At 54.1% G+C, this 12,579-nt stretch carries 12 protein-coding genes; 3 read left to right on the top strand and 9 right to left on the bottom strand.

The window, feature by feature from the left end:
- Positions 1–192: 192 nt before the first annotated feature.
- The 4 genes from EL386_RS05770 to EL386_RS05755 form a co-directional block, all read right to left on the bottom strand.
- Entirely contained in the window at positions 193–1,086 is an 894-nt protein-coding gene (locus EL386_RS05770; RefSeq protein WP_126454315.1) for a phosphoribulokinase, read from the bottom strand.
- A gap of 102 nt (positions 1,087–1,188) precedes the next feature.
- Positions 1,189–2,271 (bottom strand): ferrochelatase, encoded by a 1,083-nt coding sequence (hemH, locus tag EL386_RS05765; protein WP_126454313.1) that lies wholly within the window; start codon positions 2,269–2,271, stop codon positions 1,189–1,191.
- A gap of 170 nt (positions 2,272–2,441) precedes the next feature.
- A complete protein-coding gene (gene adk, locus EL386_RS05760) occupies positions 2,442–3,095 on the bottom strand; it encodes an adenylate kinase (RefSeq protein WP_126454311.1) in 654 nt (217 codons plus the stop codon).
- A 113-nt stretch (positions 3,096–3,208) separates the two neighbouring features.
- Positions 3,209–4,621, bottom strand: a complete 1,413-nt coding sequence (locus EL386_RS05755) for a tetratricopeptide repeat protein (protein ID WP_126454309.1) — start codon at positions 4,619–4,621, stop codon at positions 3,209–3,211.
- 155 nt (positions 4,622–4,776) lie between these two features.
- Between EL386_RS05755 and EL386_RS05750 the strand changes: the two genes are divergently transcribed.
- Complete coding sequence (locus EL386_RS05750; RefSeq protein WP_126454307.1) at positions 4,777–5,322, top strand: RNA polymerase sigma factor; 546 nt, start codon at positions 4,777–4,779, stop codon at positions 5,320–5,322.
- Positions 5,319–6,035, top strand: a complete 717-nt coding sequence (locus EL386_RS05745) for a hypothetical protein (protein WP_126454305.1) — start codon at positions 5,319–5,321, stop codon at positions 6,033–6,035. The genes EL386_RS05750 and EL386_RS05745 overlap by 4 nt, the downstream gene beginning before the upstream one ends.
- A gap of 18 nt (positions 6,036–6,053) precedes the next feature.
- Here the strand turns inward: EL386_RS05745 and EL386_RS05740 are convergent, their stop codons facing one another.
- Positions 6,054–7,481: an HDOD domain-containing protein gene (locus EL386_RS05740; protein WP_126454303.1), complete on the bottom strand. Its 1,428-nt coding sequence runs from the start codon at positions 7,479–7,481 to the stop codon at positions 6,054–6,056.
- A gap of 286 nt (positions 7,482–7,767) precedes the next feature.
- Entirely contained in the window at positions 7,768–8,883 is a 1,116-nt protein-coding gene (locus EL386_RS05735; protein ID WP_126454301.1) for a sulfur reduction protein DsrS, read from the bottom strand.
- 86 nt (positions 8,884–8,969) lie between these two features.
- Here EL386_RS05735 and EL386_RS05730 point away from each other — a divergent pair, with 86 nt between their 5' ends.
- On the top strand, positions 8,970–9,599 hold the full coding sequence (locus tag EL386_RS05730) for a class II aldolase/adducin family protein (protein WP_126454299.1): 630 nt from the start codon (positions 8,970–8,972) through the stop codon (positions 9,597–9,599).
- Here the strand turns inward: EL386_RS05730 and EL386_RS05725 are convergent.
- The 3 genes from EL386_RS05725 to EL386_RS05715 form a co-directional block, all read right to left on the bottom strand.
- Positions 9,592–10,884 (bottom strand): vWA domain-containing protein, encoded by a 1,293-nt coding sequence (locus EL386_RS05725; RefSeq protein ID WP_126454297.1) that lies wholly within the window; start codon positions 10,882–10,884, stop codon positions 9,592–9,594. The genes EL386_RS05730 and EL386_RS05725 overlap by 8 nt on opposite strands.
- Positions 10,885–10,986: 102 nt before the next feature.
- The gene (locus EL386_RS05720; RefSeq protein WP_126454294.1) at positions 10,987–12,036 is read right to left on the bottom strand and encodes an AAA family ATPase; all 1,050 of its coding nucleotides are present in this window, start codon (positions 12,034–12,036) and stop codon (positions 10,987–10,989) included.
- A gap of 102 nt (positions 12,037–12,138) precedes the next feature.
- Positions 12,139–12,534 (bottom strand): RNA-binding S4 domain-containing protein, encoded by a 396-nt coding sequence (locus tag EL386_RS05715; protein WP_126454292.1) that lies wholly within the window; start codon positions 12,532–12,534, stop codon positions 12,139–12,141.
- Between the last annotated feature and the right edge of the window lie 45 nt (positions 12,535–12,579).

Below are 12,579 nucleotides of genomic sequence, written 5' to 3'. Positions count from 1 at the left end.
GCACTAAGAACACCATTAATTAATGATGATTGCGGATTGATGCATTAAATAATATTTACCGCAAGCTCGCGAAGAGCGCGAAGAATATGAATAGACAGGATTTATAAGAAGCCAGTATTCTGCCTATGCAGGTAATAAAAAAGGCAGCCACGTAGGCTGCCTTTTTTACAATACTGCGGTTCGAAGTGCTTATTAGCCCTTCTTGGCCTCCAGCATACGCTGGATCTTCGGCTCAAGGATTAACTCCATGGCAAAACCCATCTTGCCACCCGGCACAACAATCGTATTCGGGCGTGACATGAATGAACCATTGATCATGTTCAGCAGGTGCGGGAAGTCGACGCCGAATTCCTTAGGCTTGCGGAAACGGATCACAATAAAACTTTCATCCGGTGTCGGGATGTCACGGGCGATGAAAGGATTAGACGTATCAACGGTTGATACACGCTGGAAGTTAACATCCGTCAGCGAGAACTGTGGGGTAATGTAGTTAACGTAATCCGGCATACGACGCAGGATGGTATCGACGATCACTTCGGCATCGTAACCACGCTCGGCGTTGTCACGGAAGATCTTCTGGATCCACTCGAGGTTTACAATCGGCACCACACCGACACCCAGGTCAACGTGCTGGGCAACATTGTTATTTTCTGTCTTCGCCAGACCATGCAGACCTTCATAGAACAACAGGTCGGTCTTGCCCTTCATGTCTTCCCAGGGGGTGAACTGACCCGGGTTCAGGTCTGTGCCGAGGCGGGCATTGTGCTCAGCAGCCTCTTCACTACTATGCAGGTAATAACGACGCTGGCATTTACCACTCTTCGAATAGGACTCAAAGGTCTCGGCCAGCTTGTCGAAATGATTGGCATTTTCACCGAAGTGGCTGAAGAACTTGTTACCCCGCGCATCTTCCTTGGCCATCTGTTCTTTCATGGCCGCACGGTCGAAGCGGTGATAGCTATCACCCTCGATCACCAGCGGGTTGATCTCCTCACGGTGGAAAATATGCTCAAAGGCACGCTTTACGGTGGTGGTACCCGCACCGGATGAACCGGTTACGGCAACAATCGGGTGTTTCTTGGACATAGTGATCCCTTTAAATCGGTCAAAACTGCGGCGCACATAATAGCAGAATAATACCTGTAATCACGCCCCATAAATATTGTTATAGTATTTCAGCAACTTAGCCTACTTTTGCGCACCCAGCGACCTTGCCCGCTGCTGCCGTCTCTGGCGTTGTGTCGCATCGGCCGACACGCCCCAACCCTGCAGGTGGCGCTGCAGTAGCCCGGCCAGGGCCTCGATGTGTGCTACCGAGTCATTCAGTGCCGGGATATAGCGGTATTCCCTGCCGCCATGTTGCAGAAACAAGTCACGATTCTGGATGGCCATTTCCTCCAGTGTCTCCAGGCAGTCCGCGGCAAAGCCGGGACAAACCGTATCCACCGAATCGACACCGGTCTGCGCCCAGGTCTGCAGGGTTTCATCGGTATAGGGTTGCAACCACTCGGCCGGTCCAAAACGGGACTGGAAGGTCAGTTTCCACTCTGTCTCCGCCAGGCCCAGTTTTTCCGCTAACAAGCGCGCGGTTTTCTGACACTCGCAATAATACGGGTCGCCGGCTTCGAGCGAGGCCTTGGGCAAGCCATGAAAAGACATCATCAGCCGTTGACTGCTACGACCCTGTTCGGCCCAGTAGTCCTGTACGCTCGCGGCCAGGGCCTCGATATAGGCCGGCTCATCATGATAATGATTGATCATGCGTAACTCGGGTAACCAGCGCCACCGACCCAGTTCACGTACGACGGCATCGAACACTGCGCCCGTGGTGGTGGCAGAATACTGCGGATAGAGCGGCAGAATCAGCAGACGCCTGACCCCGGCCCGGCGTAATTCATTCAGTGCCTCGGCTATGGAGGGTTTGCCATAACACATGCCCAGGGCGACAGTGACTTGCCCTCCCAGGTGTTTTTGCAGTGCCGCCTGCTGGCGACGGCTGATGGCCAGCAAGGGTGAGCCGGCATCGGTCCAGACCTTGGCATAGGCCTTGGCGACATGACGCGGACGGGTCCGGAGGATCACGGTATGCAGGATCAATTTCCACAGCAACCGCGGTATCTCGACAACACGCGGGTCGCTGAGAAATTCCGCCAGATAGCGACGTACTGCCGAGGGTGTCGGCGCCTCCGGGGTACCCAAATTACACAATAAAATACCTGTGCGATCAGGCATTTCGTGTGAGAAGTCTTCGGTTCCGGTATATCGACTCATGCGGGTTCCTGTTTTTTCTGGCCGCCTAGTATACATCACCCTGCACAGGTGCTGGGACGGTCTATACTTAGTTAGGGAAGCGTGTCGGTTTCCTTTGCAGGAGGGAGTGGGAAAACAGAAATGGCCGGTGTAACCGGCCATTTCTTCTATTCGATGCCTGGCGAGTGGATTCAGGCCAGGCCAGCAAAGATCGCTTCGCGAATCTCCTCTACCGAGCCAACGCCGTTGACCTTCACGTACTTTGGCGCACCGGCTTCGCCACTGTTCGCCCAGCCGGAATAGTATGCGATCAGCGGCTCGGTTTGTTCGTGATACACCTCGAGGCGCTTGCGCACGGTCTCTTCTTTGTCATCATCACGCTGCACCAGGGCTTCACCGGTAAGATCATCCTTACCCTCCACCTTCGGCGGGTTATATATAACGTGATAAGTACGGCCCGATGCAAGGTGGGCACGACGACCACTCATGCGTTTGACGATCTCACTATCATCGACATCGATCTCGACCACGGCATCGACAGCCACGCCCTTTTCTTTCAGGGAGTCTGCCTGCGGGATGGTGCGCGGAAAGCCATCAAACAGAAAGCCGTTTTTGCAATCTGCCTCGGCGATACGTTCCTTGACCAGACCAAGGATGATTTCATCTGATACCAGACCACCGGCATCCATAACCTTCTTTGCCTCGATCCCGAGTGGTGTGCCCGCCTTGACGGCGGCACGCAGCATGTCGCCGGTTGAAATCTGCGGGATATTGAACTTGTCTTTAATATAGTTGGCCTGTGTGCCCTTACCGGCGCCGGGGCCACCCAGAAGAATAATGCGCATGCCTTGCCTCCCTAAACTGACATCTGTTTGTTGTGTTTTTATGAGCCCATGATTATGCCCACAGCCCACAACAGGATGCCAGTCAAGAGAATCAATCGGCCAATGCGAGGGATTTATGGCCCGGCGTGGAAGCGCTCCGACCAGCCGGCCTCGGGCAAATATTCGGCCTGGGCCTTAAAGTCTGCGGCCTCTTCACCACGGCCGAGTGCATCGAGGATCTCGCTTTTCAGTAATAACGAACTGCGATTATCGGTTTCCAGGGCGAGACTACGGTTGACCGACTGCAGGGCCGTCATGTACTCCGCTTGCAGGAAATAGGTCATGGCCAGGTTCTGGTGTCCCTTGGCATAGCTGGGGTCAACACTCACAGTGGTGGAAAAATGGCGTGCCGCCTCGGCCAACTCGCCCCGCTGTGCGACAATGACCCCGAGGTCATCATGGGCCTCGGCGTTATTGGCATCCAGCTCAATGGCCCGACGGAGATCCTTTTCTGCGCTCTGCAGATCGCCCTTCCAGATATAGCGCACACCACGTTTGGTAAAGGCGCGTGAATCTTTCGGCCGGTGCTCCAGATAAAGACTCAGGTCCTTGATCGCCGCGTCGAGTTGCCGTTGCCTGCCCAACGCCATGCCACGCCAGAAATAGGCCTCTATCTGTGACGCGTCCAGTTCCAGGGCCTTGCTGGTGTCTGCCACGGCATCGGCAAATTCCAGCATACGCACATTTAACTTGCCGCGTTCGAGATAGAGTTTTGATTGCTTCGGTTGCGCCTCTATCTGCCTGGTCAGGGCCAGTACCTGCGCGGCAACAAACTCGAAAGTATTGTCATCCACCGCCTTGGCTGAGCTTGCCGAATCAGGAAGATTGCTTAAGGGGTCAAGGTAGCTACCCACTGAGGAAGCCAGGGTGCCGAAACAGGCCGTATAGGTCTCACTGGCCAACAGTTGGGCATTGGCGTTCGAGGGTGAAAGCATCTCATAATCCTCGAGCGAAATATCCACTTCACCGGAGAGGTGATCGCCCGAACATTGCTCGTAGATACGCTCACCCGAGGCATCAAATTGCCGGAAGGCATGCAGATTATCGTTATAGGCGTGCAGGTTGATCAGGGTCTGCACCGGCGCGTTACGAAAGGCTGGCAGATAGGCGGCCAGGTAATCGAGCTTGATATTGCCCTCTTCGTCGTAAATATAAACCTCGATATTATGAATGAAATCAGGGTTTTCCTTTTCCCATTGAATCTGGCTAAGCAGGCGCCCGCTGTCGGCATCGAAGTACTTTACCTCACGGTAAAAATCCGGTCCGCCCAGATAGCCTTTACGATAACCGCCGCTGGATTCCTCGGTACGAATATTGTGATTGGAAATCAACCATTTGTGTAACGTATACAGCGAGTCGGAAAAACGGTTCCACTCTTTGATATGCCTGGCGTCTTCCTTTACTGAGCTCAGACGCTCCTTGGCCTGGATGGCCGCGCCCTGCCAGAGCAGCATGCTAACCGCCAGATATACAAGCACTTTTTTCATTTTTATCACCCTCCGGTTTACTTCCCTATATACATTAGACGCAGCAGGTGCGGTTTTATTTCCCTCTACAGGATAATAAAGCAAAAAATATGGAATACTTTGTAATTTAGGCACGTCATATAGACAATAACAAGCCCCAAGACAGGCAGCATACCATGCGTATTTTACAGGGACGATCGACACAGTTTCGTACCAGACTGGCGGGATATTGGGATGACCTCTATCGGGTCGCCTATTCCTGGTGCCATGACCCACAACTGGCCAGTGATCTGGCACAAGAGACCTCGTTAAAGGCCATGCGCAATGCACACAGCCTGAAACAGGACGGTGCCATGAAAAGCTGGCTATTCAGCATCATGCATAATTGCTGGTGTGACATGTGTCGGCGACGCCGCGAGTTCAGCGAGTTGCAAGAACATCACCTGGTTTATGAGGAAGACGGCGAAGACGATGTTTATCGCCGGCAGATTACCCAAAAGGTCCACGCCGCCATTGAAAAACTCAAACCCGAACAGCGTGAAATAGTCAGCCTGGTTGACCTGGCAGCATTCAGTTACCAGGAGGTTGCCAATATTCTGGATATTCCACTTGGCACAGTGATGAGTCGTCTGAGCCGTGCCCGTACACAATTGCGTGAGCACCTTCAGGAATTCCAGCAGAGCAAGACCACACGGTGTAACTATGTGCGGAGGGTAAAATGAGTATTTTTACAAATGAACAGTTAAATGCCTTTATCGATGGGCAATTGGATAACAATACCCTCGCGCGTATTTTAAAACTCATGCAGGAAGATCGCGAACTGACCGAACGCATTAACTGCCTGCAGCAGACCAAAGACATGATGCGACTGGCCTATGCTGAACCACCCAGGCTTATTCAGCAGACGGCACCTCAAACCTCCAGGGTAAACTGGTTTTCGGCCGGCATTGCCGCGTCCGTTCTGTTTGTATTGAGTGTTAGCGCCGGCTGGATCGGTCACACCCAGTTATCCGATTCGGCTAACACGCCAAGCTTTGGCTCGCTGGCGCAATTCAATCCCACCAAGGATAACAATGAAAATATCCTCCTGCACATCAGCAGCAAAGATGAGGAGAGTATTGAAAAGGTACTGAATACAGCAGAGCAATTACTGACGGAGAGGGAAAGTCACCATCGCCCGATTAACCTTGAGATTGTCGCCAATGCTGAAGGCATTGCCATGTTACGCGAGGGTTCTCCTTACCAGGGGCGGATCCGCTCTATTGTCACGGAGCACCAGAACGTCGCCTTTTATGCCTGTGGCCACGCGATGGAAAATGCACACCTGAAAGAAGGCAAAGAGATAGAGCTTATTCCGGAGGCCCAACGGGTCAATGCCGCCCTGGAGCAAATCATCAAGCGCCTGAAACTGGGCTGGGCCTATATCCGCGCCTGATGGCAGACACAGGCCAGGCTAGGCGGCCATTTGTTTGGCCATCGCGGTAACTTCTTCCATTTTATCTTCGACAAGCATTTCGAAGTCATCAATCACTGTGTCCTCATCCAGACCCAGTTCGGTGAGCAGCTTGTCAGGGATATGGCTATTCGTCTCATCACCGATGTCAATGCGTTTGAGCAGGTGGTTGGCCAGTTTAACCAGCCTGACGAACACCGCATGTTCACCCTTATAATCATCGTGATGATGTTCGCGCACTGCAGCAACAACCTCAGCCGGCATATTCCAGGCCTCCATCAGCCACGCACCCATTTGTGCATGACCCATTTCAATCACATCCTTCGCACGCCCCATGCCGAGCACGCGCCGTTCCAGCTCGCTGATCGGAGTTTTGGGATTGGCCGCGGCGAGTTTGTTTAACAGATAAAACTCGGGCTGGAAGAGGTGGCCCAATAAAAGAAAACCAAAGTTATGTAACAAGCCACACAGGTAGGCCATACCCGGCTTCGGACGTTTGTCAGCAGGCATCATCCTGGCCAGACGTTGTGCCAGGGTGGCACAGGCCACGCTATGTCGCCAAAAGGCATTCATACCCAGAGGACCATCCTCCGGCGCACGGAAGGCTCGACCAATGGCTATGCCCAGTGCCATATTGATAACCATGTCATAACCCAAAACGCGGGCAATGGCCTCCTGCAGCGTATCAATCCTGCCCTTATAACCAAAGACAGGGGAATTGGCATAACGCAGGGTCTGTGCTGACAGGCTCGGGTCCATCTGTACAATCTCTGCCAGGTCATTGGCACTGGCATCGGCCTGACTATTGAGCTGCAGGATCCTGTGAGCAATCGCCGGGATCACCGGGAGTTCATAGATCTCTTCAATGCGACGTTTAATATCATTCGGCGAAGCGTAGCGAATGGTGCTGACATCCATCTCAGCCAGTTGCGTTAACGCGTAGGCAAAGGCCCCATACTCCGCCCCTTCTATGAGACCAAGAAAATCCCTGCCACGCATCTTGATGGCCTCGGTATGACTGCCCGGCTCAAAAAATACCTCTTCGAGATCGCGGACACTGATATCAATCAGCATCGGCATACCAAATGCTGTTCCCAAGGGCGGCACAGAACCCCGCGCGCAACAACCAAAACAATCCGAAAAGTTACGATAAGGGGCGACCCTGAAATCCTTACCCAGTTGTCGCTGCAGGGCCTTGAAATCGAGTACGTGGGTAATTGGCAACACGACCATGTAGTGGCCAATACCATTGGTGATGACCACTGCACGCAACATCTTTGCAAAGGATGCACCTACCGCTTCCGCACATTCCTCCAGGGTCCGGGTCTCGGCATGCGGCAGTACCACGTACTTGACGCCCTGTTGGTCTATAAACTGACTGACTGTTGTTGAGATCATCATCCCTTCCTTGCCCGGGGGCACGTTCATTACTCCCCATCCCTTCGTACACCGCCATTGTTATGACTACCCTTGTTATGACTATTGGTGCAGACACCTCCCTGGTATCGGTAAGCCGCTATGGCCCACCCAGTCCGTGTAAATAAATATAGTCCATATTCTGTAGCGGTGGCGTGCGCAGTTCACAGAACACACGACACAAACCTGATTTATTTATATATAAATATCAGCTGCTTATGATTTGAACGGGGAAATATGTAAATAACTGCAGCGAGGACTTGAAAAACCCCCCGGTGGGCCGATACAGAGGCTTGGCTCAGGGAGCTGAACCGCGTAGTGTCGTAAATTGCTGGAAGATGGGCGTCGTCACCGGCTCGAGTTTCTTTCGCATCACGGTACCGATGGCATCGGTACGGGCAAAAACCGGTGTACAGACTTCATCGGTAATCCTTGCCAGGACCTGCATGGCCGCCACCTCGGCCTGTAATGCCGGCAACGCAGAAATGATCGCGGCGGCCTCCCCCTCTGCACAGGCCGATTCAGCCTCTGCAAGCAGCCGCTCGATATCCTGTTCACCCTGCCCATGCAGCTGTTGCCCACTGAAGTAATTACCCAGCGCATTCATCAATGCACACACGACTTCCTGATTAGAAGGCTTGCGCAGGATCGTCTCAGCAGTATCCAGGAAACTTTGTCCTTCTGAAGATAAAACACGCAACAATCTTTCTGCCAGGCTGTTGCCTTCATCCACAAGCGACTGTAAGGCCTCGGCGAGGCCTTCGGCATCGCTGCGCGCCGGGATACTTTCCGGAAGATCATCGGCACAGGCCTCAAGAAAACCGATGCGGAAAACATTTTTCTTCCTGCCGCGTTCCCACAAGGACTTACGGGTCTTGTCATCGATCAGGTCCGCCTGCAAAACCAGTCGCACACTGCGGACAATTGCATAGGGGTCTTCTTCAAACGGCAAAAACTCTACCAGAAAATCTGCCAGTTCCTTACCCATGGAACCTTTCACAATGAGTTCGTTTTCCAGCATACGTCGTGCATGCTCGGCCTCGGGCGAAGCCCACCAGGCCAGTCGTGCCTGTTCATCCGTCAAACCCGGCGCACAGACTACCGCCATAACGGCCTCGGGTTCCCCCAATTTGAGGAGGTCCGCCAGGCTTTCATCCTTCATTTGTCCCATGCGTGTCCAGCGTTTCAGATAAACAGGATAACCACCTGGCGAGCCCAATACATGTGCGGACAACAGTTCACGCACTTGCCTGATGTATTGCTCATCCTTGCAGTTCGGGTTTAGTCTGATCTCTGCCTCGTTGGTTGCAGACAGGCCATAAACGATCATGCGCCCCTCGTCGATGCGTATAGCATCGACCTGGCTGGCCAGCATTACGTTGAGTCGCAAATTATCTTCTGTTGAAAGTGGCACACTTACACCTTTTCTATTATTTCATACAGCATAACGTTATATCATTACGTTACACTGACTCTATCCGTTGCTAATACCCTATGACCATGAATGAGCAAGAAGGCGTTATTCAATATAATTTATCACACCGCTTTAGCCAGGCGGTGGATTACCCTGAGCTGCTCAGCCTCATGTCCTGGCATCAGCGCATGCATGCCCACGGGCTTATCGGCCAGGACGGCGCACGTTATGGCGGTCTTGCCTACGGCAACATGAGTCACCGCCTGGCTGATAACACGTTCCTCATCAGCGGCACACAAACCGGTGGGCTCGCCCGGCTTACGGCCGAAGACTATGCGCATATCGAACACTGTGATATCGCTAACAACCGGGTTTCATCACACGGTCCGATAAAACCTTCATCAGAGTGCATGAGCCACGCAGCCGTGTATAGCGCCAGCCCCGCTACGATGGCCGTTATCCATGTGCATAGCCCTGACATCTGGCAACAACACGAGAGGCTCGGGCTTGCCTGTACCCCCGCCGAGGTCGGTTACGGCACACCGGCAATGGCCCTGGCCATTGCCGCATCAATCCAGGGCCTTCAACATCCTGATCGTGGTTGTATCACTATGCTCGGCCATGAAGATGGCATTATCTGTTTTGCCGACAACATGGATTCCGCCGGGCAGTACCTGTTGGCACGCTACGAACAGGCAAGGTCCTTCGTTAGTTAAGCTGGATACGCTGCCCCCAGGGCACCTTGCCACGTCCCTTCACCAGCCAGATCACCGGGAAGCCCGCCTCCTGTTCAGGGAACTCGCCCTCGGCATCGGTAAAGTATATCAACAGGTCCGGTTGCTTGGACTGCTGGTGGGCAAACTCAAAGGCCGGACGAAAATCCGTCGCGCCACCACCCTGCATATCATCGGGGACCTCAAAGCTTTCCCATGCCTCACAGGTCCATGGGGCGTTGTCGCTTAATTTGTCATCACAGGCCAGCAGGGTAATGCGCGCCTGCATCTGGCCTTTAATGGCATCGATCTCGGAAACAAACTCCGAGATCTCAGTATCACTAATCGAACCACTGGTATCCACGACCACGGTCAGGTCGAGTTGTGCACTGCGCAGGCTCGGCAAGATCGCCGCACCCTCACGCCGTGACGGCCGCTGGAAACTGTAATCATCCCGGGCAACGGCCGTCATATAACGCGCCAGTAACATACGCCAGGGCAGTTGTGGTTGTAACAAGTGGTCAACCAGACGCATCATCGCCTCGCCCATCTTGCCGGACTGCATGGCCTGTTGTGCGGCGCCGGCAAGGCGTTGCTGCCACTGTACACTCAAGGCTTCCTTCTCAGACTCATTCAACGGTGGCGGCTGCGGTGCACCGCCAAGGTTCTCATCAAGCTCGGCCTGGTTGGCATTACCCTGGCTGTTACTTTGTTCATCACGTGGCTTGTCACCTCCACCACTGCTGCTGTCCTGCTGCGGGTCCTGGTCTTTTTTATCACCGCCGGCACCGCCCTGGCCCTTTTGATCCTGCTGGCCTGAATCGTCTTGCTGTTGCTCATCTTCATCGTAGATGTGCTGGTCATGGGTCTCGCGGTCATCAAGGTCGTCAATCGAGGGATAGATCTCCTCGGCGGTCATGTTTTCGTATTGCGGGTCATAGAGTGTATCGGGGCAGGGTTTCAGACCATCGTTAACCAGTAAAGGATTGACGGCCAGGTCACAGGCCAGGTCCCAACGATGCTTGAGGCGATGCTGACGGCGTGCAAAGTGTGACAGTGCGCAATGCAGCGCTTCATGCGCCAATACAAACTGGGTTTGGTCCAGTGAAAGTGCATCGATGTAATCGTGATTGAAGTAAAACGTTTTTGCATCGGTGGCGGTGGTCTTGCACCACTCGGCCGAGGCCTGCTCCATCGGCAGACGCAACACCAGCGCGCCAAGAAACGGTTTATCAAGGATTAACCGAGTGCGTGCAGCGGCAAGTTTTGTTTCGACATCATTAGACATAATGATATTTAACCGCGAAGGTCGCTAAGTAACGCAAAGGAATGCCATATCTTCTCATTAACTTCGCGTAACTTTGCGTACTTGGCGGTAAGACATAATATTCTAGTTGCTATTGTAGAGCATGACATCGGCGATGGCCTTCGCCCAGTCGGCAAACTGTGGCACGCTGAACATCTCTTCACCGACGGCTCGATGCATGTCAGAGACCAGCATGACGCCCATCTCGCGTTGCGGGAAGTTGCGTGCATAATCGAGAATATGTCCCCAGACCTCCTGGCTATTGCCCTCGCCCTTGGCGCGGATGGCACGACCGACGAGCGCGGCGGCCACGGCATATTGCAGGTCGATCTCCTTCGGTACGTTAACGTCTTCACCGCGCATGATCGCATCGATGTCGGGCATGTTGTCGAGGTTATCGACAAAGGCCTTTAATTCGATACCCGCGGCCGGACCGACACAGGCCTGCAAGGCACCGAGTAACAGTTCCGGGTTGTCACCGAACTTTTGCAGACCGCGATGGGCAAACTCCCAGGAACGCGGCGACGGGAAGGCGACCGGGTTATGCGCCGGGTCAAAATCAAACAGCAGCTCGGGGCGGAAACGCAAAAAGGCTATGACGCGTTCATCGATACCATTCGCATAGGCCCAGGCGACCCAGTCATCGAGGTGGGTATCGACTTCGAAGTGCGAAAAGCGGTTCGCCAGCGGTGCCGGCATGGTATAGGTGACGCCACGGTCACCCTGGCGGTTACCGGCGGCAAAGATCGCCCAGCCATCCGGCACCTTGTATTCGCCAAGGCGTCGGTCAAGGATCAGCTGGTAGGCGGCCGCCGAGACCGTCGGTGCCGCCGAGGTGATCTCATCAAGGAAGAGGATGCCACTTTCACCATGTCGCGCGGCATCCGGCAACAAGGCCGGGATCGCCCACTCCACCGTATCACCGCTGCGGAACGGGATGCCGCGCAGGTCGGTCGGCTCCATCTGCGAGAGACGAATATCAATGACCGGCACCTGCCGCTGCGCGGCGATCTGCGCGATCATCTGCGATTTCCCTACCCCGGGCGGACCCCACAGCATGACGGGTGTGTGGTGCCCCTCGCGGGTACTTGTGAATTCTCTGTCCAGTACGGCTAAAAGCTGGGCCGGGCGCATGAAACCTCCGCATGCTTGTATTAGCAAAAGCGGAAGTTTACCAGATTAATCAGGGATCCCGCAGTCAGCTTTGACTAGACCGCATAAAGCATGAGGGATTAACTATTTTTCACGGCGGGTAAAGCGGATGATATGGCGCCGTGAGCGCTTGTCCGGGCGCGTATGCGGGGCCGCGGTCTGCACCGCCTGGGCCTGGCGCTGTGCGGCGAGTTTTTCCCGGGCGGCGAGGCTCTCGGCGGTCTCTTCATAGAGGCTTTGCGCGAGCGTGGCCGGGCCACGTTGTTTACACAGGGCATGTACGATCACCGTATATTGATAGGGGCCACGCTGGATAGACAATTCATCACCGCACTGCACGGCACGCGAGGGCTTGGTGCGTTGGCCATTGAAATGTACCTTGCCACCATTCACCGCCTCGGTGGCATTGGGGCGGGTTTTATAAAAGCGCGCCGCCCATAACCACTTATCAAGGCGCATGCTGTCTGGATTAGTCGACATACAGGCAGTATGCCCGAGGCGGAAGTGACTTAAAACCTGAATAGA

This window comes from Sulfuriflexus mobilis, assembly GCF_003967195.1.
Classification (GTDB): Bacteria; Pseudomonadota; Gammaproteobacteria; order AKS1; family AKS1; genus Sulfuriflexus; species Sulfuriflexus mobilis.
This window is presented reverse-complemented; position numbering and strand designations above follow the sequence as displayed.